The sequence below is a fragment of the Microvirga sp. 2TAF3 genome, from assembly GCF_052114965.1.
Classification (GTDB): Bacteria; Pseudomonadota; Alphaproteobacteria; order Rhizobiales; family Beijerinckiaceae; genus Microvirga.
Genome location: NZ_JBFRFT010000001.1, coordinates 432911 through 456960, shown reverse-complemented (window position 1 = coordinate 456960; position 24050 = coordinate 432911). Strand labels below are relative to the sequence as shown.

At 64.9% G+C, this 24050-nt stretch carries 26 protein-coding genes; 1 reads left to right on the top strand and 25 read right to left on the bottom strand.

Features of this window, described 5'->3' with window-relative positions; translation table 11 throughout:
- Nucleotides 1–24: 24 nt before the first annotated feature.
- The 25 genes from nusA to fabA all read right to left on the bottom strand — a co-directional run bounded on the left by nusA (nt 25) and on the right by fabA (nt 23328).
- On the bottom strand, nt 25–1641 hold the full coding sequence (gene nusA, locus AB4Y97_RS02105) for a transcription termination factor NusA (RefSeq protein WP_441997331.1): 1617 nt from the start codon (nt 1639–1641) through the stop codon (nt 25–27).
- Between the two features lie 5 nt (nt 1642–1646).
- Complete coding sequence (gene rimP, locus AB4Y97_RS02100; protein ID WP_441997330.1) at nt 1647–2291, bottom strand: ribosome maturation factor RimP; 645 nt, start codon at nt 2289–2291, stop codon at nt 1647–1649.
- A gap of 178 nt (nt 2292–2469) precedes the next feature.
- Nucleotides 2470–3159 carry a tRNA (guanine(46)-N(7))-methyltransferase TrmB gene (gene trmB / locus AB4Y97_RS02095; RefSeq protein WP_441997329.1) on the bottom strand — a complete coding sequence of 230 codons (690 nt, stop codon included), beginning with the start codon at nt 3157–3159 and terminating at the stop codon, nt 2470–2472.
- 5 nt (nt 3160–3164) lie between these two features.
- Nucleotides 3165–4343 (bottom strand): methionine adenosyltransferase, encoded by a 1179-nt coding sequence (gene metK / locus AB4Y97_RS02090; protein ID WP_441997328.1) that lies wholly within the window; start codon nt 4341–4343, stop codon nt 3165–3167.
- 115 nt (nt 4344–4458) lie between these two features.
- Complete coding sequence (locus AB4Y97_RS02085) at nt 4459–4860, bottom strand: helix-turn-helix domain-containing protein (protein ID WP_441997327.1); 402 nt, start codon at nt 4858–4860, stop codon at nt 4459–4461.
- Between the two features lie 49 nt (nt 4861–4909).
- Nucleotides 4910–6514, bottom strand: coding sequence for an apolipoprotein N-acyltransferase (gene lnt, locus AB4Y97_RS02080; protein WP_441997326.1), 1605 nt, complete (start codon nt 6512–6514; stop codon nt 4910–4912).
- A complete protein-coding gene (locus tag AB4Y97_RS02075; protein ID WP_441997325.1) occupies nt 6511–7539 on the bottom strand; it encodes a hemolysin family protein in 1029 nt (342 codons plus the stop codon). Before AB4Y97_RS02075 ends, lnt begins: the two co-directional genes overlap by 4 nt.
- A gap of 32 nt (nt 7540–7571) precedes the next feature.
- Nucleotides 7572–8042 (bottom strand): rRNA maturation RNase YbeY, encoded by a 471-nt coding sequence (gene ybeY / locus AB4Y97_RS02070; protein WP_441997410.1) that lies wholly within the window; start codon nt 8040–8042, stop codon nt 7572–7574.
- A 2-nt stretch (nt 8043–8044) separates the two neighbouring features.
- A complete protein-coding gene (locus tag AB4Y97_RS02065; protein ID WP_441997324.1) occupies nt 8045–9115 on the bottom strand; it encodes a PhoH family protein in 1071 nt (356 codons plus the stop codon).
- A gap of 69 nt (nt 9116–9184) precedes the next feature.
- Nucleotides 9185–10543 (bottom strand): tRNA (N6-isopentenyl adenosine(37)-C2)-methylthiotransferase MiaB, encoded by a 1359-nt coding sequence (gene miaB / locus AB4Y97_RS02060; RefSeq protein WP_441997323.1) that lies wholly within the window; start codon nt 10541–10543, stop codon nt 9185–9187.
- A 128-nt stretch (nt 10544–10671) separates the two neighbouring features.
- Nucleotides 10672–11439: a lysophospholipid acyltransferase family protein gene (locus AB4Y97_RS02055; protein WP_441997322.1), complete on the bottom strand. Its 768-nt coding sequence runs from the start codon at nt 11437–11439 to the stop codon at nt 10672–10674.
- The gene (locus AB4Y97_RS02050; protein WP_441997321.1) at nt 11436–11891 is read right to left on the bottom strand and encodes a Fur family transcriptional regulator; all 456 of its coding nucleotides are present in this window, start codon (nt 11889–11891) and stop codon (nt 11436–11438) included. The genes AB4Y97_RS02055 and AB4Y97_RS02050 overlap by 4 nt, the downstream gene beginning before the upstream one ends.
- 148 nt (nt 11892–12039) lie before the next feature.
- Nucleotides 12040–12525, bottom strand: coding sequence for a GNAT family N-acetyltransferase (locus AB4Y97_RS02045; protein WP_441997320.1), 486 nt, complete (start codon nt 12523–12525; stop codon nt 12040–12042).
- Entirely contained in the window at nt 12522–13205 is a 684-nt protein-coding gene (tsaB, locus tag AB4Y97_RS02040; RefSeq protein WP_441997409.1) for a tRNA (adenosine(37)-N6)-threonylcarbamoyltransferase complex dimerization subunit type 1 TsaB, read from the bottom strand. The genes AB4Y97_RS02045 and tsaB overlap by 4 nt, the downstream gene beginning before the upstream one ends.
- Nucleotides 13206–13349: 144 nt before the next feature.
- On the bottom strand, nt 13350–13730 hold the full coding sequence (locus AB4Y97_RS02035) for a hypothetical protein (protein ID WP_441997319.1): 381 nt from the start codon (nt 13728–13730) through the stop codon (nt 13350–13352).
- Between the two features lie 180 nt (nt 13731–13910).
- The gene (locus AB4Y97_RS02030) at nt 13911–14501 is read right to left on the bottom strand and encodes a malonic semialdehyde reductase (RefSeq protein ID WP_441997318.1); all 591 of its coding nucleotides are present in this window, start codon (nt 14499–14501) and stop codon (nt 13911–13913) included.
- Nucleotides 14502–14568: 67 nt separating this feature from the next.
- Nucleotides 14569–15129, bottom strand: coding sequence for a NifU family protein (locus tag AB4Y97_RS02025; RefSeq protein WP_441997317.1), 561 nt, complete (start codon nt 15127–15129; stop codon nt 14569–14571).
- Between the two features lie 241 nt (nt 15130–15370).
- Nucleotides 15371–15868, bottom strand: coding sequence for a universal stress protein (locus tag AB4Y97_RS02020; protein WP_441997316.1), 498 nt, complete (start codon nt 15866–15868; stop codon nt 15371–15373).
- Nucleotides 15869–16157: 289 nt separating this feature from the next.
- A complete protein-coding gene (trpS, locus tag AB4Y97_RS02015) occupies nt 16158–17198 on the bottom strand; it encodes a tryptophan--tRNA ligase (protein ID WP_441997315.1) in 1041 nt (346 codons plus the stop codon).
- Nucleotides 17199–17265: 67 nt separating this feature from the next.
- On the bottom strand, nt 17266–18789 hold the full coding sequence (gene murJ, locus AB4Y97_RS02010) for a murein biosynthesis integral membrane protein MurJ (protein ID WP_441997314.1): 1524 nt from the start codon (nt 18787–18789) through the stop codon (nt 17266–17268).
- Nucleotides 18790–18889: 100 nt separating this feature from the next.
- Nucleotides 18890–19516, bottom strand: coding sequence for a thioredoxin domain-containing protein (locus AB4Y97_RS02005; RefSeq protein ID WP_441997313.1), 627 nt, complete (start codon nt 19514–19516; stop codon nt 18890–18892).
- A gap of 324 nt (nt 19517–19840) precedes the next feature.
- Entirely contained in the window at nt 19841–20461 is a 621-nt protein-coding gene (locus AB4Y97_RS02000) for a LysE family translocator (protein WP_441997312.1), read from the bottom strand.
- A gap of 36 nt (nt 20462–20497) precedes the next feature.
- Entirely contained in the window at nt 20498–21328 is an 831-nt protein-coding gene (gene fabI / locus AB4Y97_RS01995) for an enoyl-ACP reductase FabI (protein WP_441997311.1), read from the bottom strand.
- Nucleotides 21329–21487: 159 nt separating this feature from the next.
- Nucleotides 21488–22711: a beta-ketoacyl-ACP synthase I gene (gene fabB / locus AB4Y97_RS01990; protein ID WP_441997310.1), complete on the bottom strand. Its 1224-nt coding sequence runs from the start codon at nt 22709–22711 to the stop codon at nt 21488–21490.
- 92 nt (nt 22712–22803) lie between these two features.
- On the bottom strand, nt 22804–23328 hold the full coding sequence (fabA, locus tag AB4Y97_RS01985; protein ID WP_441997309.1) for a 3-hydroxyacyl-[acyl-carrier-protein] dehydratase FabA: 525 nt from the start codon (nt 23326–23328) through the stop codon (nt 22804–22806).
- A gap of 235 nt (nt 23329–23563) precedes the next feature.
- On the opposite strand from fabA, the gene irr reads away from it, so the two are divergent.
- Nucleotides 23564–24034, top strand: a complete 471-nt coding sequence (irr, locus tag AB4Y97_RS01980) for a Fur family transcriptional regulator Irr (RefSeq protein ID WP_441997308.1) — start codon at nt 23564–23566, stop codon at nt 24032–24034.
- Nucleotides 24035–24050: the final 16 nt, after the last annotated feature.

The following is a 24050-nucleotide window of genomic DNA, read 5'->3' as shown; positions in this document are numbered from 1 at the left end:
TGACCTCGCTCGACCATGACCGGGTTAAGACGGCTGGGCCTCGGTCTCGGCTTCTTCCGCCGAGCCCTCGGTCTCCACCGACTCCACCGGAGCCTCGATCCAGCCGGCCTTCACGCGGGCGGCCATGATCATGGTTTCCGCATCCGTGCGCGACAGGTCGAAGCCGTCGAGGGCGCCCGGATAGCGGGTCGCGTCCTGGCCGCGGCCTTCCGTCCAGCCGACGAGGTCGTCGGTGGCGCAGCCGGCCAGATCCTCGACTGTCTTGATGTCGTTCTCGCCCATGGCCACGAGCATGGCCGTGGTCACGCCTTCGATCTCCTTCAGGTCGTCCGAAACGCCGAGTTCCGTGCGGCGGGTCTCGTTCTCGGCCTCGATGCGGGCCAGGTATTCGCGGGCGCGTTCCTGGATCTCGCTCGCCGTGTCCTCGTCGAAGCCCTCGATGGAGGCCACTTCGGAGGGATCCACATAGGCGATTTCGTCGACCGTGCGGAAACCTTCCGAGGCGAGGAGCTGACCCACCACCTCGTCCACGTCGAGCGCGTTCATGAACAATTCGGTGCGCTCCGCGAATTCCTTCTGGCGGCGCTCCGATTCCTCGGCTTCGGTGAGGATGTCGATGTCCCAGCCGGTGAGCTGCGAGGCCAGGCGCACGTTCTGGCCGCGACGGCCGATGGCGAGCGAGAGCTGGTCGTCGGGCACCACCACCTCGATGCGGTCCGCATCCTCGTCGAGCACGACCTTGACCACTTCCGCGGGCTGGAGCGCATTGACGATGAAGGTCGCCTGGTCCGGGGACCACGGAATGATGTCGATCTTCTCGCCCTGCAGCTCGCCGACCACGGCCTGCACGCGCGAGCCGCGCATGCCGACGCAGGCGCCGACCGGGTCGATGGAGGAATCGCGCGAGATCACGGCGATCTTGGCGCGGGAGCCGGGATCGCGGGCCACCGCCTGCACCGAGACGATGCCGTCGTAGATTTCCGGCACTTCCTGGGTGAAGAGCTTGGCCATGAACTGCGGATGCGTGCGGGACAGGAAAATCTGCGGCCCGCGCGCCTCGCGGCGCACGTCGAAGAGATAGGCGCGGATCCGGTCGCCCGGACGGAAGGTCTCGCGTGGGATCAGCTCGTCGCGGCGGATGATGGCCTCGCCCCGGCCGAGATCGGCGATCACGTTGCCGTATTCGACGCGCTTCACGACGCCGTTCACGACCTCGCCGATACGGTCCTTGTATTCCTGGTACTGGCGGTCGCGTTCGGCGTCGCGCACCTTCTGCACGATCACCTGCTTGGCGGATTGAGCGGCGATACGCCCGAAATCGAACGGCGGCAGGGTCTCGGAGATGGCGTCGCCCACCTGGGCGGCCGGGTTGCGCTTGCGCGCCTCGGAGAGGGCGATCTCGCGGGAATCGTTCTCCATCGCGGCATCGTCCACCACCAGGAGATGCCGGGACAGGCGCAGTTCGCCGGTCTTCGGGTTGATCTCCGCATGGATATCGGTTTCGGCGCCGTAGCGGGACCGTGCTGCCTTGGCGATGGCATCCGCCATGGCATCCAGCACGATCTGCTTGTCGATCACCTTCTCACGCGCGACCGCATCGGCGATCTGCAAGAGTTCAAGCCTGTTGGCGCTTACAGCCATCGAGGTCACTCCTTCTTCGATGTCTTCTTCTTCTGCGGGCCGCGTCCCTGAGGCGCCGGTTCCGCATTCAAATCTTCGGTCTCGTCTTCTTCGCTATCGCCCGCCGCCGGAGCCGATCCCCGGCGCAGCGACTCGCGGATCAATTCGTCGGTCAGAACGAGGTGCGCCTCGCCCAGATCGTTCAGGGGCAGACGGGCGATCGGCTCGTTGCCTTCCTTCACATCCGGCAGTTCGAGGACGAGCGTCCCGTTCTCCACGCCCCGGATGAACCCCCGGAAGCGCTTGCGGCCGTCGAGAGGCACGGCCAGTTCGATCTTTGCGTCGTAGCCCGTCCACCGCTCGAAATCGCTGGCGCGCACGAGCGGACGGTCGATCCCGGGGGAGGATATTTCGAGATAGTACTCCCGATCGATGGGATCTTCGAGGTCCAGAACCGGCGAAATCGCCCGGCTCACCGTCTCGCATTCGTCGACCGACATGGTGCCGTCGGGCCGTTCGGCCATGATTTGTACCGTGCAGCCATTGGTGTTCGTGACCCGTACCCGCACGAGATTGAAGCCCAGATCCTCGATCACGGGCTCGACGATCGCCGCCACCCGGGCGGCCACGCCGGATTCCGTCATCAGGCGCTTGTCGCGTTCGTTCGCCATGGCGCTTATGCAGATCTCTTTCGCAAAATTCGCTGTCGCCCCGGCCTTCGAGCAATAAAAAAGAGCGGACCCGGCGGGGCCCACTCCCGAACAGCAGTTTACACTGCAACCAGAGCTGACAGGGGAAACATAGCGATTCCCTCTTTAAGATGCAAGGACCGAGATGTCGCGCGGTTATTCAGAGCCTCGTGAACCTCAGATAGCTCGGCACGCGTCCCTCGCGGAGAGCCTTTGCCTCGTAGCGGGTGCCGGGCCAGCCCTCATAGGGTTTGCGCCAATCGTCCGGGCGTTCGGCGGTCCAGCGGAAATCCGAGGAGCGCAGGATCCGGGCGAGGACCCAGCCGATGTAATCGTCGATGTCGCTGGCGAAGCGCAGTTCGGCGCCGGGGCGCATGACGCGGGCCAGCATCGCGAGATTCTCGTCGGAGACGAGGCGTCGCTTGCGCTGGCGGCGCTTGGGCCAGGGATCGGGATAGAGGATATAGACCCGGTCGAGGCAGGCATCGGGCAGGGTCGGCAGGAGATCCGTGACGTCTTCGTCCCAGACGCGGATATTGCCGAGCTTTTCCTGGTCGACCACGGCGAGAAGCTTCGCCATGCCGTTCACGAAGGGCTCGCAGCCGATGAAATTGGTGTCCGGATGGGCGTGGGCCTGGGCGGCGAGATGTTCGCCGCCCCCGAAGCCGATTTCGAGCCAGGTCTCCCGCGCCTTGTCGGGCGACGACGGAAACAGACTCGAGGGCGCGACGCCCGGCGTCACCCGCAGGGCCGGCAACAGATTCTGGACGAGTTCGTCCTGACCGGCACGCAGCCTCTTGCCTTTCCGACGCCCGAAGAAGGCGCCGGCTCGTTCGGAGGCTGCGTTCATGGCGATCAGCTGAGCGCGACCTTGAGCGTGTCGGCGAGGTCGGTGCGCTCCCAGGAGAAGCCGCCATCGGCGTCGGGTTTGCGGCCGAAATGGCCATAGGCCGAGGTGCGGGCATAGATCGGCTTGTTGAGGCCGAGATGGGTGCGGATGCCGCGGGGGGACAGATCCATGGCTTCCATCAGAGCGGCTTCGAGCTTGCCCTCGTCCACCTTGCCGGTGTCGTGCAGGTCGACATAGATCGACAGGGGCTTGGCCACGCCGATGGCGTAGGAGAGCTGCAGGGTGCAGCGGTCGGCGAGACCGGCCGCGACCACGTTCTTCGCCAGATAGCGGGCAGCATAGGCGGCCGAGCGGTCGACCTTGGTCGGATCCTTGCCGGAGAAGGCGCCGCCGCCATGCGGGGCCGCGCCGCCATAGGTGTCGACGATGATCTTGCGGCCGGTGAGGCCGCAATCGCCGTCGGGACCGCCGATGACGAACTTGCCGGTGGGATTCACGTGCCAGATGGTCTCCGGCGACACCCAGCCGGCCGGCAGGGTCTTGCGGATATAGGGCTCGACGATCTCGCGCACGTCGTCGGAGGAGAGATTTTCGTCCAGGTGCTGGGTCGAGAGCACGATCTGCGTCACGCCGACAGGCTTGCCGTTTTCGTATTTGACGGTGACCTGGCTCTTGGCATCGGGCCCAAGAACGGCGGCGCCATTGGCCTTGGTCTTGCGGGCGTGGGTCAGGTCCTCGAGGATCTTGTGGGCATAGAAGATCGGGGCCGGCATCAGCTCCGGCGTCTCGTTGCAGGCGTAACCGAACATGATGCCCTGGTCGCCCGCGCCCTCGTCCTTGTTGCCGGCGGCGTCGACGCCCTGGGCGATATGCGCCGACTGGGCGTGCAGATACACGTCGACCTCGGCCTTCTGCCAGTGAAATCCTTCCTGCTCGTAGCCGATGTCCTTGATGGCGTCGCGGGCGAGCTGGATGACCCGGTCCTTGGTGATCGATTCGGGGCCGCGCACTTCGCCGGCGATGACGACCCGGTTGGTCGTGGCGAGCGTTTCGCAGGCGACACGGGCCTCCGGCTCGGCGGAGAGATACGCATCGACCACGGCATCCGAGATCCGGTCGCAGACCTTGTCTGGATGGCCTTCCGATACCGATTCGCTCGTGAAAAGATAGCTTGACCGCCGCACGACTATTGTTCCTTTGAGGCAAAGAAGAGGCATGACCTACAGCCGTAGGCATCAAGAAATGGTCATGCCGCAGACAAGAGGAAAGGTCAAGCGAACGCGTTCGTTATGACGAACGTTACTCGTCGTCCTGCGTGGCGAGCACCGAGACGAGCTGGACAATGCTTTTGCGCACCTTGGGACTCTTGATGTTCGTGAAGGTGCGGATGAGCTGGAGGCCTTCCGGAGTGGACATGACCTCGGAGATATAAGGAGGTGCCTCTTCTTCGGCGAAACCCGCATCCGCCTTGCCGCTCTTGATGCCGTTGAAGAAGAAGTGGATGTCGACGCCGAGGATCTTGGCGATGTCCACGAGCCGTCCCACGCTGATCCGGTTCGTGCCCTTTTCGTATTTCTGGACCTGCTGGAAAGTAAGCCCAAGCATGTCGCCGAGCTTTTCCTGACTCATGCCGACCGAAATACGGCGCATGCGTACCCTGCTTCCAATTTCCTTGTCGATGGAGCCGGTCGACTTCTTCATAGGCTCACGAATCCCTGCCAGATCTGCCCAAAGGAATGTCTCTGTTTTATTATATAGGAAGAGACATTTGCCGCGAGCGACGCGCGGCGCCGGCCATTAAGCAGATCAAGAGCGTGGCAGTCAAAACAAACATTCCGTACCGGACATGGAACGGAGCCCGAATCGGCATGGGCAGATCGGAATCGAGAACTCCTTCGGCCCCGAGCGCCAGACTCTTCACGACCCGGCCATAAGGGTCGACCACCGCCGAAATTCCCGTATTGGCGGCACGTACAAGCGGCAGACCCTCTTCCACAGCCCGCAACCGGGCCTGGGAGAAGTGCTGATAGGGGCCTGGCGTGTTGCCGAACCAGGCGTCGTTGGTCACGTTGAGGATCAGGTCGGGCCGGGGGCCATCGGGCAGAATCTCGCCCGGAAAGATAGCTTCGTAGCAGATTGTCGCAGCCACGGGCGGCAATCCTGGCACGGTGAGCGTGGCGCGTTTTTCGCTCGGCTCGAACCCGCCCGGGATATGCACGAACTGGCGCAGGCCCACGGCCCGGATCAGGGCATCGAGGAATTTCGGCACATACTCGCCGAAGGGCACGAGATGCACCTTGTCGTAGGAGCCGAGGATCGTGCCTTTGTCGTCGATCACCTGAATGGCGTTGAAGAACTTGCCGACCGCCTCTCCCGGTAACGGATCGTCCATGCGCGCCGCGCCGGTGATCAGATGGGTGCCGGGCGCCAGCAGGGCGGCGATCTGGGCAAGCGAGGCCGGGTTGCGGTGGAGAAGGAAGGGAAAGGCCGATTCCGGCCAGATGATGTGGGTCGCCGCCTCCGCGCCCTTGCCGTCGCTGCCAGCAGCAGCGCTCAGCGTCAGATAGCGCCGCATGATCGCTTCCCGGTTGCCGGGATTGAACTTGGCGTCCTGCGGAAGGTTCGGCTGCATGAGGCGCAGGCGTACGTTCTCGACATGGGGAAGCGGCGCGGAAGGAATGCGCCAGGCGCCGAAACCGGCCATGAGGACGAGGACGGCGGCGGCGGTTCCGGGTGCTGTCCGGCGCTCCCGGCCGTTGCGGCCAGTGCCGAAAAGGGCAGGGGCGGCGCCGATGCCGATGGCGAGTACGGTCAACCCATAGAGGCCGACGAGGGAAGCGCTCTGCATCAGCCAGAGATTCTGGCCGAGGGCCAGCCCAAGATTGTTCCAGGGAAAGCCCGTGAAGAGATGGCCGCGCAGGATTTCGCTGATCGTGAGCCCGAAAACGAGGGCGAGGATCCGCGAGGCATCCGGTGCCCAGAGGCTGCGGGAAAGCGCAAAGCCGAAGGCCGGGAAGAGGGCGAGCAGCGCCGGCAGGCCGAAAACCCCGAAGGGCAGGGCCCAGGCGAACTGGTCCGCCTCGACGAGAAAGGCGGCCCCGAGCCACCAGAGCCCGGCGACGAAATAACCGAAGCCCCAGAGCCAGCCGACGATTGCGGCCGCCTTCAGGGTCCGCCCCCACGAGTCCCGGGCCGACCCGTCCAGCAGCCAGACGGCCGGAGTCAGGGAAAGGACGAGGGCCGGCAGGAAGCCGAAAGGCGGCATGGCCAGCGCGCCGATGGCGCCAGCGGCCATGGCCATGAGCCCGCGGCGCCACCCCGATGCGAGGATGACACGATGAGCCAGCGTCTTCATTCGGCCGCGGTGCTTTCAGGATGCAGCGAAGTGTTGGCCGCCACCTCCGGCGCGATGTTGCGGCGATGGATGCGCAGCCGTTTCACCCGGCGCGGATCGGCATCGAGCACCTCGAATTCCAGATTTCCGGGACCGAGGATCAGCTCGTTGCGGGAGGGGACGCGCCCGGCCAGGGTCACGATGAAGCCGCCGATCGTGTCGATATCCTCCGCGCCTTCCTCCTCGGTGAGATCGACGCCGAGGGTTTCCTTGACCTCGTCGAGGCTGGCGCGGGCGTCGGCGATGAAGGTGCCGTCCGTGCTCTCGACCACGGCGAGCACCGCCGCATCGTCATGCTCGTCCTCGATATCGCCCACCACCATCTCGACCAGATCCTCGATCGAGACCAGGCCGTCGGTGCCGCCATATTCGTCGATGACGAGGGCCATATGGGTGCGGGTCGCCTGCATCCGCACCAGAAGGTCGATGGCGGGCATGGAGCGCGGCACGAATAGAACCGGACGCAGGATCTCGGCGGAGGCCAGGCTCATGGAGAAATCGACCTGACCCAGGCTCGGTCCGGGCGGCGGATTGCCGTCCTGATCTTCCTGCGGGCGACCGTTGCCCGTATCCGCGCGCATGGCGATGTAATCCAGGAAGTCGCGGATATGGACCATGCCCTTGGGGTCGTCGAGGGTGTCTCCATAGACCGGCAGGCGGGAATGGCCGGCGGTCCGGAAGAGGTTGAGCAGGTCGCCCAGGCTCGTCTCGGCGGCCACGGCCACGATATCGGCCCGAGGCACCATGACGTCGTCGACGCGGATGCGGTGAAAGCCGAGCACGTTCTTCAGCATCGCCCTTTCCTGGGGCGAGAAGTCCGTGTCTTCGACGGTTTCCGCGAGCGCATCCTCAAGATCGTTGCGGATGGAATCGCGGGATTTGAGGCCGAGGCGGGTCAGAACCCGGTCGTACCAATGGTCGCGTAAGCCGTCGGGATCCGGAGGGGTCCGGAGAGGGCGGTCGTTACGACTTCGATCTTCATTCATTGTCTTTGAGTTTCAGCCTGAACGTCGCGCGTTCACGCTGCCATATCGCGATAGGGATCGGCGATGCCAAGGGTGGCGAGCGCCTTTACCTCCAAAGCTTCCATGATTTCCGCCTCTTCGTCGACTTCGTGGTCGTAGCCGAGAAGGTGCAGGACGCCATGGACGATCAAATGTGCAAAATGGTGAGCGAGAGTTTTGGATTCCTCCTCGGCCTCGCGAACCAGCGTCTCATAAGCTAAAGCAATATCGCCTAGATGGCGAGGGCCTTCGAAGCCCGGCTGTTCGGGGGCCGGAAAGGAGAGGACGTTCGTCGGCTTGTCCTTGCCCCGCCATTCCCGGTTCAGCGTGCGGATGCTGGCATCGTCGGTCAGCATCACGCTGATCTCGAAATCCTCATCCGCCGCATCCGCGGCTTCCGCCGCCGCATCCGCGGCGCGCTGCGCCAGGGCCTGTGCGTCTTCGAGGCCGGCCCAGCCGCCCGCCTCGATCATGATGTCGAGCACGATCACGGCCTGCGGTCCTGTTCCTTGCGCGCATCCGCGTCATAGGCGGTGACGATGCGGCGGACGAGATCGTGGCGCACCACGTCCTGTTCCTTGAAGGTGACGCGGGCGATGCCCTCGACCCCGTCGAGAATCCGCACGGCCTCGATCAGTCCGGATTTCTGGCCCGGCGGCAGGTCGATCTGGGTCGGGTCGCCGTTGATGATCATGCGCGAGCCCTCGCCGAGGCGGGTCAGGAACATCTTCATCTGCATGGTCGTGGTGTTCTGGGCCTCGTCGAGCAGCACCACCGCGTTGGTGAGCGTGCGCCCGCGCATGAAGGCGAGCGGCGCGATCTCGATCATGCCGGTCTGAAGGCCACGGTCCACGTGCCGCGCCTCCATGAAATCGTAAAGGGCGTCGTAGATCGGGCGAAGATAGGGATCGACCTTCTCCCGCATGTCTCCGGGCAGGAAGCCGAGCCGCTCGCCCGCCTCCACGGCGGGGCGGGACAGGATCAGCCGGTCCGCCTGTCCCTGTTCGAGCAATGACACCGCATAGCCCACCGCGAGCCAGGTCTTGCCGGTGCCGGCGGGGCCTTCGGCGAAGATCAGCTCATGCTGCTTGAGGGCCTTGATATAGGCGTTCTGCGCCGCGTTGCGGGCGCGCACCGGACCGCGCTTGCGGGTGGCGATATGGTCGAAGGCCGTGACTCCGGGCAGGGGCGCTTCCGCCGCGGCCGGAAACAGGGAGCCCTGCAGGGTGCTTTCATGGATGGCGCCGTCCACATCGCCGGGGGCGAGCGTCACGCCCTGCCGGGCGCGTTCGTAGAGGCCTTCCAGCACCCGCCTTGCGAGTTCCGAGCCCTCGGGCGTGCCCTTGACGGTGACGCGGTTGCCATTGGCGATGGCGGCCACGTTCAGCCGCCGCTCGAGATGGGCCAGGTTCTGGTCGTATTGCCCGAAAACAAGGCTGGCGAGGCGGTTGTCTTCGAAGGTAAGGATGATTTCGGCTTCTTCCTCGACGCCGGGATGCAGATTCCCAGATCCCCGGCCCTTCTGTGCTCGTGCGGTCACGCTGTCCGCTTGCCTCAAATGCCGCCTCCTTCTTCAGTGAAGCACGATCTTCCCGGAAAAGCGGGGCCCGCTTCTCCTGACCATGCTCTAGGCCGCGACCCTGTCGCCTGCCTTGACCCACTCCCCGAACAGGCTGTTCGAGCCTGCCCGCACGATCCGAACCGTCACGATCTCACCGATATGGTGAGCATCGCTCTCGAATTGAACCGGTTGCAGATAAGGCGATTTCCCCGCCATCTGGCCCGGATGACGACCCGGCTTCTCCAAGAGAACGTCGAGAGTCTGGCCGACGGTTCCGTGATTGAAAGCCTGTCTTTGGGTTTCCAACAGGTTTTGCAGACGTGCCAGCCGCTCGACCTTCACCGCCTCCGGGATCTGGTCCTCGATCTCCGCCGCCGGCGTCCCGGGGCGGGGGCTGTACTTGAACGAGAACGAGCTTGCGAAGCCCACATCGGCGACGAGCCGCATGGTCTCCTCGAAATCCGCATCCGTCTCGCCGGGGAAGCCGACGATGAAGTCGGAGGAGAGGGCGAGATTGGGCCGGACCTGCCTGATGCGCTCGATCAGGCGGCGGTATTCGTCGCCCGTATGCTTGCGGTTCATGGCATCGAGAATCCGGTCGGAGCCGGATTGCACGGGCAGATGCAGGTAGGGCATGAGCGCAGGCAGGTCGCCATGGGCGGCGATCAGCTCGTCATCCATGTCACGCGGATGAGAGGTCATGTAGCGCAGGCGCGCGATGCCCTCGATCTCCGCGAGACGGCGCAGCAGGCGGCCGAGCGACCAGGTTTTCCCGTCCGGGCCCTCGCCGTGATAGGCGTTCACGTTCTGGCCGATCAGGGTCAGCTCGCGCACGCCCGCCTCCGCGAGCCGGACGGCTTCGTCGAGAATCCTGGCCACCGGCCGCGAAACCTCGGCGCCGCGGGTATAGGGCACCACGCAGAAGGTGCAGAACTTGTCGCAACCCTCCTGGATCGTCAGGAAGGCCGAGATGCCCCGGCTCCGGGTCTTTGCCTTCGACGGCACGGGCAGGTGGTCGAACTTGTCCTCGATCGGGAATTCGGTGTCGACAACGCGCTCGGCGCGGGACTTCTTCAGAAGGTCGGGCAGGCGGTGGTAGTTCTGCGGGCCGACGACCACGTCGACGGCGGGCGCCCGGCGCAAAATCTCCTTGCCCTCGGCCTGCGCGACGCAGCCGGCGACGATGATCCTGGTCTCCTGTCCTAAAGCCTCGCGCTCCTGCTTCAGCTCGCGCACGCGGCCGAGCTCGGAATAGACCTTCTCCGCCGCCTTCTCGCGGATATGGCAGGTATTGAGGATGACGAGGTCCGCCTCCTCCATGGCCTTGGTTTCGCTGTAGCCTTCGGTCGCCAGAACATCCGCCATGCGCTCGGCGTCATAGACGTTCATCTGGCAACCGTAGGATTTGACGAAGACTTTCTTCACGCTGAACGAGCCTGCTGCTTGAAATCGATGGGGCGAGGATGAAGCGTTCTTACGCCTTTTGAAGTCGCAAGAGAATAGCGGCTCTTTTGCCCATGATACCCTCCCCGTCATTCCGGGGATGTCAATCGTCACACCGCCTTCATCGCCTTGCGCACCGCGCCCTCCGCCGCCGCGGTCGCCGTCTTGCGGTTGCCGGTGAAGGAGATCGGCTCGCCCCAGGTCACGATCACGTCGAGGGGGCCCTCCCGTACGAACAGGCCGAGATGGGGGGCCAGCTCCATGTCTCCGTACCAGGCGATTTCGGGTCGTTCGCGCCGGGTGACGGGCAGCCCGTTGCGGCGCGTATAGGCAATGGCGAGCGGGTGCAGGTGGATGCGCTCCACCGCCTCGTCCGCCATCACCGTCTGGGCCGCGCCGACGAGGGAGGAACGGAAGGGCAGGAGCCGGTTGCCGTCGCCGGTAGTGCCCTCGGCGAAGAGCACCATCACCTCGCCCTTACCCAGGCGGTGGGCGAGGTGCTCGTTGACCTCGGCGGTGGCCTTCCTGCGCTGGCGGTCGATGAAGACCGAGCGCTGGAGCCGGGCGAAAAGCCCGATCACCGGCCAGGTCTCGACTTCCGATTTCGCGATGAAGGAGAGCGGGTGGAGCGACCCGATCACCGGAATGTCGAGCCAGGAGACGTGATTCGCCAGGACCAGCGTCGCGTCTCCCCGGGGCGGCTCTCCGCGCTCGATCACCCTGACGCTGAAGAGGCGTAGGAACAGCCGGTGAAACCACATCGGCAGGACGTGCTGAATCCGCCAGCCGAAGCGCAGGGCCAGCAACTGCAGGGGAATCGCGACGGCGGCATAAAGACCGAGGGGAAGAAGCCGCAGGGCGATGCCGATTCGACTCACGAATCGTCCTCGTCGATGGGCACCGCATAAAGCTCGAGCCGGTGATAGATCACCTTGTAGCCGAGCCTTTTGGCGATCTCGGTCTGCAGCGCCTCGATCTCGTCAGACTGGAACTCGATCACGGCGCCGGTTTCGAGATTGATGAGATGGTCGTGGTGCTCCCGCGCCGCCTGCTCGTAACGGGAGCGGCCGTCTCGGAAATCGAGCCGCTCGATGATGCCCTGATTCTCCAGAAGCTTCACGGTCCGGTAGACGGTCGAAAGCGAAATGCGATTGTCCACCGCGGCCGCTCGCCGGTGCAGTTCGACCACGTCCGGATGATCGGCGGCATCGTCCAGGATGCGCGCGATGATCCGGCGCTGGCCGGTCATGCGCAGCCCCTTCTCGCGGCAGGCGCGCTCGATGGCGTCGGACCGCCGGATTCGTGCCGTTTTGCTGTTCCGTTCTGCCAAGGTTCGCCACTCCTGGGGATGCTTATAGGGGAGCCCGCGGGCCTGGGCTAGAGCATGCCCGAGCGAAGCGGATACCAGTTTGCCGATAAGACATGCGATGATTCAATGACTTAGGAGTCAATCCCGGTTCCATGGGCTGGGGTTGACTCTAAAGATCGAGCGCCATGGTCAGGGCCGCGACCCGCGACCCGTCGCTTTTGAGGTAATACCCCACCCGCCGACCGACCTCCCGGAAGCCGAGGCGTCGGTAAAGCGCCAGCGCCGGCAGATTGCCGTCCTCCACCTCCAGATGCACCTTGCGGATCCCGAGGCGGGAAAGCCCGTCGAGATGGGCGGTCAGGAGCAGGCGGGAATGGCCTTTCCCACGCTCGAGCGGCGCGATGGCGACGGTGAGGATTTCCGCCTCGTCCACCACGACCCGCGACAGGATGAAACCGGCCGGCAGCGCGGCGCGGCCGATGAACAGGCCGTCGCCGAGAATGTTGCGCTCACCGAGCAGGCGCTCGAATTCGAGCGTGCTCCAGGGCCTGGCGAAGGCGGTGGCGTGGATGGCGGCAAGTCGCGAGGCGGCCTGCGTTCCCACGGGCGCGATGTGGGGCGAGGGCGGCCGGGAGAACCGGTCGAGAAAGCTCATCGGCGCGCGATTTTCGCTCCGTCCTGCGGCTTGGCGTCGGGCTCGCGCAGGTAGAGCGGTTTCGGCAGGGCCTGCGCCGGGTCGGCGATGGCGCCGAGCCGTGCGACCCAGGCGATGTCGGGACCGGGGGCATCGTCGCTGACGATCACCTCGACGCCCTGCGCCCGCGCTTCCGCAGTCAGCATCGGGGCTGCCGTGCCCGAGATGAGAAGCGGCCCCGAGCCGAGCAGCCGGACCGCCTCGCGATAGCCCATCACGCCCGGCGGGATCACGGTGCGCCCGCCCGCCGCGATGGCCTGGATATACATCTGCCCATGCTTGGCATCGATGGCGGCGGTGAACAGGCCACGCCTTTCTGCCGCCATGAGCGGGGCGAGATAGGCGGAGAGGGTCGCCACTCCGACCACCGGAATGCCGGCGGCAAGCCCGATGGCGCGGGCGGCCGCGATGCCGACCCGCAGGCCCGTGAAGCTGCCCGGCCCGACCGTGACGGCGACCCGGCTCAAGCTCCCGAAGCCGCCATCCACATGGGAGGTCAGGCGATCGACGAGCGGCAGCAGCGCTTCGGCATGCCCCCGTTCCATGGGAATGCTCTCGCGGGCGAGCGGCTCGGTTTGCCCGACCTCGAAAATGCAGGCCGAGCAGGCGCCGAGGGCGGTATCGATGGCAAGAATGCGCACCATTCATCTCCGTCTGATCCGGTCTCTTTAGAGCATGATCCGGAGAAGAGGGAACCGGTTTTCCGCAGGGAGAGCGGAATGGCGCAAGCGGAGCAGGGAAGAGCGGAGAATTCGGAACCGCACCGAATGGACGCCGGCAGATCTTCAACCGTGCAGGGCGATCCCGCCATAGCCGATGAGGTCCGCGAAGATTGCGGCGACGACGCCGATGGCGACGAGGATGAGGCCCGCCACGAAGATGCGGATCGACCGGTTGTAGTGCTGGAGGAAGAGCGACCTGATCGACAGGAGGTCGATCAGCGCCTTGATCTGCACCACGATGCCCAGCGTGATGGCGGCGACCGCGAAGAAATCGGACGCGGACCAGCTTCCCGGAAGCCCGCTCCAGCGGCTGAGGAAGCCGAGCGAGAAGCCGACCACGACGCTGATCGCGGTGATCGAGCCGCTCCGGAAGATCGAGTCGATCTTCTGCGGGGGAGCGGGCTCCTCAGGTTTGGGCGTTTCCTTGCGCGTTTCCTCGGCCATGTCGGGATGAGGCCTCTCGCTGGCGACGAGCCATTCGGCATCCCTCGGCGACAGCCCCGGCGCCTCGGAATGCCCGCTCTCGGTCGAAGCGCGATTTTATCCCAGAATGCGGGGCGAGACACGGCTCCCACGCTGCCGCATCCGGGGTAGAAGACAGGGAATGCCGGTGCGTCTTTATGCTTATGCGATCCTGCTGAACGCGTCGAAGTCGAAACGCGGCTGGCGGGGATGGAGCTTGTCCGGATCGCCGTAGCCGAGATTGATCAGGAAATTCGATTTGATCTTGCCGTCGGGGAAAAAGGCCTGATCGACGCCCGAGCGGCTGAAGCCGGACATGGGGCCGCAATCGACCCCGAGGGAGCGGGCAGCCATGATCAGATAGGCGCCCTGCAGGGCGGAGTTGCGAAAGCCGGTTTCCTCGATCACGGCGGGCTTGCCCGCAAACCAGCTCCGCGCATCCGGGCTGTGGGGCGCGAGGAAGGCCAGCTTTTCGTAGAATTCCGTATCGTAGGCCACGATGGCGGTTGCCGGCGCGCTCATGGTCTGGCGCACATTGCCCTCGTCGAGATGAGGCCGCAGCATCTCCTTCGCCTCGGGCGAGACCACGAAGACGAAGCGTCCCGGCGAGGAATTGGCGCTCGTCGGCCCGAGCTTCGCCAGATCGGCGATGGCGCGCAGGGTCTCCGGCGCGAGGGGCCTATTCTGCCACCAGCGGAAGGTGCGGGCCTCGCGGAAGATCTGGTCGAGGGCAGCATCGGTCAGGGCGGGCAAGACAACCTCCAAAAGAAAGCGCGGCCGAAGGGGGCCGCGCCGTTATTCTAGAGCATTTTGGGGCCGATCAAACAGCCTGTACCTCGCGCACGTCCGGCAGGAAGTGGCGCAGCAGGTTCTGGATGCCGTGCCGAAGCGTCGCCGTCGAGGATGGGCAGCCCGAGCAGGCGCCCTTCATCACGAGATAGACGGTGCCGTCCTTGTAGCCGCGGAAGGTGATGTCGCCGCCGTCCCCCGCCACCGCCGGGCGGATGCGGGTTTCGAGCAGCTCCTTGATGGTGGCGACGGTGGAGGCATCCTCGGCGTCGAAGAATTCCTCGCCGTCCTCTTCCATGACGGCCGCGCCGTCCCTGAACAGGGGGACGCCGGTCATGAAATGCTCCATGATCGCGCCGAGAATGGCGGGCTTCATGTGCTGCCATTCGCCATCCGCCTTGGTGACGGTGATGAAGTCGTAGCCGAAGAAGACGCCGGTCACGTCCGGCACGGAAAACAGCCGCTCGGCGAGCGGGGAGGCCCCGGCGCTCTCGGGGCTGCGCGCCTCGAAGGTGCCCTCCGGCATGACGATGCGGCCGGGCAGGAACTTCAAGGTCGCTGGATTGGGGGTGGCTTCAGTCTGAATGAACATCGGTTCTTGTCCTCAGCGCCGGTTCAAGGCCGGCCGAGCAGGTTTAGGCGAAGGAATGGTCTTAGAATCGTTCTAACAGGTTCTGCGACGAATGTGGATCGGATTGGGGGCGATTCCAAGGGTGGGCATTATTGTCGTCCCAGGGTGCGCAGCAGACCCAGGGATCGTCGGACAAGACGAGCGCCCGATCCGGAAGACGATCCCGGATCACCTGCGGTGTCCGGGAGGACATGGAGATTCCTCACCCGGCCAGCGCGTCGATTTCCTCGTCCGTCAGGCTGCCCGGCACGATGACGATGGGGACCGGGAAGGTCGAGGCGGCTTTGCCGGCGAGCGTCGAGACGAGGGGGCCGGGGCCATCCTTGCTGGAGCCCGCGGCGAGGACGAGAAAGGAAATGTCCTCGTCCTCGCGGATGAGCTTGATGATCTGTTCCGCCCGGTCGCCGATGCGAATCGCCAGTTCCGGCTCGACGCCGGCGGCGCCGCGCGCCTCGCTCGCGGCGTTCTCGAGCTGCTTCTGGGCCTCTTCCTGCGCTTCCTCGATCATCGCCTCGCCGACGCCGAGCCATTCGAAATTGTCCGGGGGCTCGACGACGGACAGCATGATCATGCTCGCGCCCGTCCGCGCCGCGCGGCGCGCGGCGAAGTGGATGGCGCGGGAGCATTCCGGCGTCTGATCCACCACCACCATGAATTTCGGCCGATGGCCGGCCTCGTAGGATTGACGCTTGCCGCTCACAGCCCCGTCTCCCGCTTTAGAGCATTCCCCAAATCCATCGATCGGGAAATACCCTCGAAAGCCTTACCCCGCCGCGCTTCCTTCGTAGACCCGCGATCCGGTTCCGCGAAAAACGCTAGGGCATCGGACCCAAAGGTGGAGTCCACTTTTGGGATCAATCCGATGCTCCTTGTCTCAAGCGGCGCATCGTTCTGAGCGAACCGAAGGTCCGCGTCAGCGAAAAACCGGGGCCATTTTTCCGCACGATGCGCTAAGGCCGATGCTGCCCTGCCCTTCACGCGGGAGCAAGTCAGCGCGCGCGCACGAAACCGACGATGTCCTTCACCGCGTTCATATTCGGCTCCGCGATGGCGCGGGCACGGGCCGAGCCATCCGCCAGGATCGCATCGATATGGCCAGGATCGGCCATCAGGCGGCGCATCTCGTCGGCGATGGGGGCGAGCTTCGCCACCGCCACATCGACGAGGGCGGCCTTGAAGCCGGAGAATTGCGAGCCGCCATGGGCGCTCAGCACCTCCGCCGGGGTGGCATCGGTCAGTGCGGCATAGATCGCGACGAGGTTTTCCGCCTCGGGACGGCCTTTCAGGCCCTCGACCTCGGTCGGCAGCGGCTCGGGATCGGTCTTCGCCTTGCGGATCTTCTGGGCGATGGTGTCCGCATCGTCCGTCAGGTTGATTCGCGAATAATCGGACGGGTCCGATTTCGACATCTTCTTCGATCCGTCGCGGAGCGACATGACGCGGGTCGCGGGGCCCGCGATCATCGGCTCCGTCAGCGGGAAGAAGGCATCGCCGAAGCCGTGCTCGGCAATCGATTCGGCCCAGTCGTTGTTGAATTTCTGGGCAATGTCGCGGGTCAGTTCCAGATGCTGCTTCTGGTCCTCGCCCACCGGCACGTGCGTGGCGCGGTAGACGAGAATGTCGGCGGCCATCAGGTCGGGATAGGCGTAGAGGCCGACAGAGGCGTTCTCCCGGTCCTTGCCCGCCTTGTCCTTGAACTGGGTCATGCGGTTGAGCCAGCCGAGACGGGCGACGCAGTTGAACACCCAGGCCAGCTCGGCGTGCTGCGACACCTGGCTCTGGTTGAAGACGATATGGCGCTTCGGGTCGATGCCGGCAGCCAGAAAGGCCGCGGTCACTTCCCGGATCTGGCGGATCAGGTCCTTGGGGTTCTGCGGCACGGTGATCGCATGCATGTCGACCACGCAATAGATGCAAGCATGCGTCTCCTGCATGGTGACGAAGCGCTTGATGGCACCGAGATAATTCCCGAGATGGAGATTGCCCGTCGGCTGAACGCCCGAAAACACGAGCTCCTTGAACTGCGCCATCGTTATCGAACTCCCACGCTTGTCGCGGCGGGGGTTATGACAGGGCCAAGCGGCGATGCAAGCGGTCTTAAGATTTTTTCGTCATGAGAGAGAGGTCCTGCCGGGTCACGGCGCCGAAAAGCCAGGCCGCCAGGGCATAGATCGCAAGTCCGCCAAGGCATAACGCGGCAAGCGCCATGACGCTCGGGAACGGTGCGAGACGAAGCGCCGCAAGGAGGGTTGCGCCCATGAGGCCCGTCGCCAGCGCGATTCGGATCAGCCGGCCGGCAAAGGCGCGATCCAGGGACCAGAGCCGGGACCGGCGCAGTATCAGGATTGTTGCGCCCGCATGGGCGAGACAGCCCAGGCTGATGCCCAGCGCGATGCCGCCCATGTCGAAAAAGGCGCCAAGCAGGAGCGACGCGCCCGCCGTTACGGCGATGCCGGCGAGCGCCGTGATCAGCGTGCTCCGCAGCGCCCCTTGCGCGAAAAGGGTCTGGCTCAGCACCTTGCCCATGGTCGCGAAGGGCAGGCCGAGGCTCAGGCCCATGAGAACGAGGGCCGTGCCATGGGCGTCCGCGGCGTCGAAGGCGCCCCGCTGGAACAGCACGACGGCCATGGGCTCGGCGAGGATCAGGAGCGCCGTGCTCGCCGGCAGGGCCATGAGCAGGGCCAGCTCCAGGGCCCGGTTCTGCGCGGCCACGATGGCATCGTGCCGGCCGGCGCGGTGCCAGGCGGCGAGTTCCGGCAGGAGCACGCTCGCGCCGAGTGCCGCCATCAGCCCGAGGGGCAGCTGCATCACCCTGTCCGCGTAATAGAGCCAGGACACGCCGGAGGGCCAGAACGAGGCGATCTGGGTGCCGACCAGGATGAAGATCTGCACCGCCCCGCTCGCCACGAGGGCGGGAAACCCGGCCAGGAGCAGGCCCTTGAGGGCGGGAGACCAGACCGGACGCCGGAAGCGGACGATCGGTCCGTCGCCGCGCAGGAGCGCGGCGGCGACCCAGACGAGCTGGGCGAGACCGGCGAGGCTCGATGACATGGCAAGCAGGGCGGCCTTCCTGTCCGGCGGCAGGGAAAAGTCGGTATCGAGGGCGACGAGCGCCACGATCAGGCCGCCATTGACGGCAAGCGGCGCGAGCGTCGCCGCCGCGTAGCGGCGATGGATGTTGAGCAGGGCGGCGCCGATGGAGGCGAGGGTGACGCAGACCACCACCGGAAAGGCGAGGCGGGTATAGAGCGCCACCAGCGCCAGCACCTCGTCGTCAGCGCCGAGACCGGGCGCGAGCGCGAGGGCGATGAAGCCCGCGCCCAGCTCGACGAGCCCGGTGATACCTAAGAGCGCGAGCGCGAAAACGACGATCACGTCGCCCGCGACCCTGGCCGATTCCACCGGCTCCAGCCGCCCCAGGACCGGCACCAGGGCCGGGTTGAGCCCGCCCTCGCTGACCACCCGACGCACGAGGTTCGGCAGCCGGAAAGCGGCCAGAAACGCATCCGCCACGGGCCCCGCCCCCAGCACCTGCGCGAACAGGATGTCCCGGACGAAGCCGAGAACCCGCGACGCGATGGCGCCGATGCCGACGAGAAGGGAAGAACGGAAAAGCGACATGCTCCCTCGCGCTTAAGCCCTCCCGGCCGAATTGTCTAAGAAATGATGGGGTATTGCCGCGCCGTGCTTCCCGCCTCGCAAGGGGGCCTATGGCGCGGGTCTATCCCCGCGCCCGTGCGATGGCGGCGCGTTTCTGGTTGAGTGTCATGCCGCCCACATAGCTCTCGGCACCCACCAGGAAGGACGGGGTCGCCACGAAGCCCAGCGAATTGCCGAGCTTGAAGGAGTCCTTCATCCATTGCGTGGTGCGGTCCGTATCGGCGGCCTCGATCAGGCGCTTGCGGTCGCCGCCGAGGCGCTCGGCCGCCGCGATGGCGCGCTCGCCGTTCACGGAGCCTGGCAGGCCGAACAGGGCCAGATGAAGCGGCAGGTATTTTTCGGGGCCATAGACCTGCAGATAGGCCAGGGCCGCGCGCGTCGCCTCGACGGAGGGCGCGCCGAGCACCGCGAAATTGACCAGCACATAGGTCAGGTCCGGCTCGGCCTTGAGCAGGGCGGGCAGGTCCTTCGCCGAACGCTTGCAGAAGGGGCAGTTGTAATCGAAATACTCGATCATGATCACATCGCCATGGGCATGGCCGAGGCGCACGGCGGAAGGCAAGTCGAGACTGTCCTCGATGAGTTCGATGGGAGCCCGCTGCGGCTCGGGCGCGCTCTGCGCGAAAGCGGGCGTCTTCAAACCCGTAAGGGCAAGACCGGCAACGAGGGTTCGGCGGGACAGGATCATGGGGATTGATTCTCTTGATGAACGACGCCCTCGTGCGATCCAAGCGCGGCAATAACAAGGCCGGACGCGCCGCTCTCACATCCTCGTGAAGACTGCCTGCCTCGAGCATTTTCAGCAAAAGTGGGTACCGGGTTTGCGGCGGAAAATGCGTCTTTTCAAAAAGATAGAGCCTATTTCATGAAATAGGCTCTAGAGCCTCGGACCCAAAAGTGGACTCCACTTTTGGGATCAAGCCGATGCTCTCTTTTCTCGAGAGCGCATCGTTCTGGGCGAACCGAAGGTCCGCGTCAGCGAAAAACCGGGTCCACTTTTCCGCACGATGCGCTAGGTGGCAGCGAAGCGGGACGCGATCAGCAGGCCTGCGCCGATCATCATCGCGCCGGATGCGCGATCGATCCGGGTTTTCGCCCGCGAGGAGGAGAAGACCCGGCGGGCGATTTCGGCGATCAGGCCATAGCCCAGGGTCACGGCGGCCATGACGCCGGCGATGATCGCGCTTAAGGCCGCGTAGGTGGTGACGGTGACGCCCGCCATGTCGATCACGCCGGGCAGGAGCGCCAGGTAAAAGACGATCGCAATCGGGTTGGACAAGGTCATCATCAGTCCCAGGCCGATCTCGGCCGCGAAACCGGCAGGCTTCATCGCCTCGGTCGCTGCCAGCACCCGTCCGGAATTGCGCCACTTCTTCACGCCGAGCCAGATCAGATAGGCCGCGCCGCCGAATTTCAGCGCCACGAAGACCGGGCCGAGAACGGTGATCAGCGCGGACAACCCGAGGAGTGCCGCCGTCAGCATGATCAGCTTGCCGAGGATGATGCCGAGGGCGAGAGGCAGGCTCGCGAACATTCCATTCGAGAGGGCGCGTGCCAGCAGCCCTGCGATTTCAGGGCCGGGCGCCGCGGCAGAGGCGGCGAAGGCCAGCAGGAAAACGGTGTATTCCGTCATGATCCGGCCTCTCTCCTCGGCTGCCGCGTCGGGCCTTTAACCCTCCTCGCCCGTCACGCCCGCCGCGTCCTGGGCTTTGAGCACTTCGGGGCGGGGCATCGAGATGATGTTGTAGCCGGAATCCACGTAATGGATCTCGCCGGTCACGCCGTTGGCGAGGTCGGAGAGGAGATAGAGCGCCGAGCCGCCCACATCCTCGATGGTCACCGTGCGGCGTAAAGGGGCATGCGCCTTCTGATAGGTGAACATGAGCCGCGCGTCCGAAATGCCGGCGCCGGCGAGCGTGCGGATGGGGCCTGCGGAAATCGCATTGCAGCGGATGCCGGAAGGGCCGAGATCGGAGGCGATGTAGCGCACGCTCGCTTCGAGAGCGGCTTTGGCCACGCCCATCACGTTGTAGTTCGGCATGACGCGGGTCGAGCCGCCATAGGTGAGGGTGAGAAGAGAGCCGCCGGTCTTCATGCGCTTGGCGGCGCGCTGCGCGATCTCCGTGAAGGAGAAGCAGGAAATCACCATGGTGCGCGAGAAATTCTCGCGGGTGGTGACGTCCACATAGGACCCCTTGAGCTGCGACTTGTCGGAGAAGCCGATGGCATGGACGACGAAATCGAGGCCGTCCCAACGCTTGTCGAGAGTCTCGAAGGCGGCGTCGACGGAGGCGATGTCCTCCACGTCGCAGGGCACCACGAGATCGGAGCCGAGCGATTGTGCCAGCGGCGTCACGCGCTTGCCGAGCGCTTCGCCCTGATAGGTGAAGGCGAGTTCCGCGCCGTGCTGCGCCAGGGTCTTGGCGATGCCCCAGGCAATGGAGTGATCGTTCGCGACACCCATGATGAGGCCGCGCTTTCCGTGCATCAGACCGCTCACTTGGGTCCCCCTGTGCACCGGCTCGATTGTTCGCAGCTCATTCTTATCAAAACGTGCATTGCGAGCCGGGATGGCAATAACATTCAGCATATCCATGCGGGGTCCCCTTGTTCAACCGGGGACTCGCATGGCTATGTCTCATTGATGTGACGCCTGTTTTCAAGCGTTATAACGGCTGAACACCAGCGTCGCATTGGTGCCGCCGAAACCGAACGAGTTCGAGAGCACCGTATCGATCTTGGCGTTGTCGATGCGCTTGCGCACGATGTTCATGTCGGCGAAGGCCGGGTCGAGTTCTTCGATATGGGCGCTCTCGCAGATGAAGCCATTGTTCATCATCAAAAGCGAATAGATCGCCTCCTGCACGCCGGTGGCGCCGAGCGAGTGGCCCGTGAGGGATTTCGTGGCCGAGATCGGCGGGCATTTCTCGCCCGCGCCGAAGACTTCGCGGATCGCCTCGATCTCCTTCAGGTCGCCGACCGGAGTCGAGGTGGCGTGCGGATTGATGTAGTCGATCGAAGTTTTGACGTTCTGGAGCGCCATGCGCATGCAGCGCACCGCGCCCTCGCCCGAAGGGGCGACCATGTCGTAGCCGTCGGAGGTCGCACCGTAGCCGACGATTTCGCCGTAGATGCGCGCGCCGCGGGCCTTGGCCCGCTCCAGTTCCTCCAGCACGAGAACGCCCGCGCCGCCGGCGATGACGAAGCCGTCCCGGTTCACGTCATAGGCGCGGGAGGCCCTGGCCGGCGTATCGTTGTACTTGGAGGACATGGCGCCCATGGCGTCGAACAGGGACGAAAGCGTCCAGTCGAGATCCTCGCAACCGCCGGCGAACATCACGTCCTGCTTGCCCATCTGGATCAGCTCGTAGGCATTGCCGATGCAGTGGTTGGAGGTCGCGCAGGCGGACGAGATCGAATAGTTCACGCCCTTGATCTTGAACCAGGTGGCGAGCGTCGCGGAGGCGGTGGAGGACATGGCCTTCGGCACGGCGAAGGGTCCGATGCGCTTGGGGCCCTTGTCGCGGGTGATGTCGGCTGCTTCCACGATGGTGCGGGTGGAAGGACCGCCCGAGCCCATCACGATGCCGGTGCGGTCGTTGGAGATGTCGCCGTCCTCGAGGCCGGAATCGCGGATCGCCTGATCCATGGCCACGTGATTCCATGCGGTGCCGCCGCCGTGGAACCGCATGGCGCGGCGGTCGACCATCTCCTCGGCATTCAGCGTCGGTGCGCCGTGAACCTGGCAACGGAAGCCGTATTTCTCGTAATCATCGGCCTTGTTGATGCCGGACTTCGCTTCCCGCAAAGAGGCCAGTACCTCCTGCGTGGTGTTGCCGATGGACGAAACGATGCCCATTCCGGTGACGACGACGCGCCTCATAGCCTACCTCTTCATAGAAACTTCAAGCCGACCCAACGCTATAAGACGTAAGATCGGCCCTGCTTAATCTCAACCGTGAGCCTGCAAATGGATCAGCCGCCGACGGCAGCATCGGCCTGCTGGAAAAGACCAACCCGCAGGTCCTTGGCCTCATAGATGCGCTTTCCGTCCGCCTCGAGCCAGCCATCGGCGATGCCGAGCACCAGCTTGGAACGGAAGACGCGCTTGAGATCGATCCCGTAGACGACCTTCTTGTGGGTCGGCAGCACCTGGTCGGAGAACTTGACTTCGCCGACACCCAGAGCGCGCCCGCGACCGGGAGACCCGCTCCAGCCGAGGAAGAAGCCCACCAATTGCCATAGCGCATCGACGCCCAGGCAGCCCGGCATCACCGGATCGCCCTTGAAATGGCAGGGAAAGAACCAGAGATCCGGCCGCACATCGAGCTCGGCGCGCACATGGCCCTTGCCGTGCTCGCCGCCATCCTCGCCGATGGACGTGATGCGGTCGAACATCAGCATCGGCGGAAGCGGCAATTGCGCATTGCCGGGACCGAACATTTCTCCGCGCCCGCAGGCGAGAAGCTCTTCGTAGGTAAAGCTCGACTGGCGCGCCATGCCGGATGCCGATCCTTTCATCGCATTGCAAAAGCGGCCTCAGAAAAGCGCCCAAGGCCATCGGAACGGGGCTCTGGTAGCACAGGCTTGGCCGTCCATCAAAGGGAGCAGGGCCGCAAGCCCGAAAACTTTATATCCTGCGGCCATGGCTCCCTTAGGTCAGCCTTGCGGCAGAGACCTCGCTTCCCTATGATTATGGGGATAGAAGCATCTATTCTTGCAATCAGTTCCGACGATGACCGATCCTTTGTCCGCCTATATCGAATCCACGACCGCTCCCTTGCAGAGACGGGGCTGCCCCCTGTCCGAGCTGCGGGACAAGCTGCGTCGCGTGGGTTTGCGCCCCACCCGGCAACGGGTGTCGCTGGGCTGGCTCCTGTTCGGCAAGGGCGATCGCCACATCACGGCTGAAGTGCTGTTCGACGAGGCCACCCGGGCCCGGGTGCCGGTGTCGCTGGCGACCGTCTACAACACCCTGCATCAGTTCACGGAAGCGGGCCTGTTGCGCCAGCTCGCGGTGGACGGCGCCAAGTCCTATTTCGACACCAACCCGACCGAACACCACCATTTCTTCCTGGAGGATGAAGGCGAACTCGTCGACATGCCCTCCATGGGCATCAGCGTCGGCGATCTGCCTGCGCCGCCTCCCGGCATGGAAGTGTCGGGCGTCGAGGTGATCGTCCGGCTGCGGCGCAAATCAGCGTAAGAACCGACCATCCAGG

Coding starts and splice junctions, on each gene's coding strand:
- trmB (WP_441997329.1), bottom strand. CDS start 3,159: ATGAACGCAGCCTCCGAACGAGCCGGCGCCTTCTTCGGGCGTCGGAAA.
- AB4Y97_RS02005 (WP_441997313.1), bottom strand. CDS start 19,516: ATGATCCTGTCCCGCCGAACCCTCGTTGCCGGTCTTGCCCTTACGGGT.
- AB4Y97_RS02075 (WP_441997325.1), bottom strand. CDS start 7,539: ATGAATGAAGATCGAAGTCGTAACGACCGCCCTCTCCGGACCCCTCCG.
- irr (WP_441997308.1), top strand. CDS start 23,564: ATGACCGATCCTTTGTCCGCCTATATCGAATCCACGACCGCTCCCTTG.
- murJ (WP_441997314.1), bottom strand. CDS start 18,789: ATGTCGCTTTTCCGTTCTTCCCTTCTCGTCGGCATCGGCGCCATCGCG.
- AB4Y97_RS02085 (WP_441997327.1), bottom strand. CDS start 4,860: ATGAAGAAGTCGACCGGCTCCATCGACAAGGAAATTGGAAGCAGGGTA.
- nusA (WP_441997331.1), bottom strand. CDS start 1,641: ATGGCTGTAAGCGCCAACAGGCTTGAACTCTTGCAGATCGCCGATGCG.
- AB4Y97_RS02035 (WP_441997319.1), bottom strand. CDS start 13,730: ATGGCCGAGGAAACGCGCAAGGAAACGCCCAAACCTGAGGAGCCCGCT.
- rimP (WP_441997330.1), bottom strand. CDS start 2,291: ATGGCGAACGAACGCGACAAGCGCCTGATGACGGAATCCGGCGTGGCC.
- fabA (WP_441997309.1), bottom strand. CDS start 23,328: ATGGCGCGCCAGTCGAGCTTTACCTACGAAGAGCTTCTCGCCTGCGGG.
- trpS (WP_441997315.1), bottom strand. CDS start 17,198: ATGGCGCAGTTCAAGGAGCTCGTGTTTTCGGGCGTTCAGCCGACGGGC.
- AB4Y97_RS02025 (WP_441997317.1), bottom strand. CDS start 15,129: ATGTTCATTCAGACTGAAGCCACCCCCAATCCAGCGACCTTGAAGTTC.
- AB4Y97_RS02045 (WP_441997320.1), bottom strand. CDS start 12,525: ATGAGCTTTCTCGACCGGTTCTCCCGGCCGCCCTCGCCCCACATCGCG.
- fabB (WP_441997310.1), bottom strand. CDS start 22,711: ATGAGGCGCGTCGTCGTCACCGGAATGGGCATCGTTTCGTCCATCGGC.
- lnt (WP_441997326.1), bottom strand. CDS start 6,514: ATGAAGACGCTGGCTCATCGTGTCATCCTCGCATCGGGGTGGCGCCGC.
- AB4Y97_RS02000 (WP_441997312.1), bottom strand. CDS start 20,461: ATGACGGAATACACCGTTTTCCTGCTGGCCTTCGCCGCCTCTGCCGCG.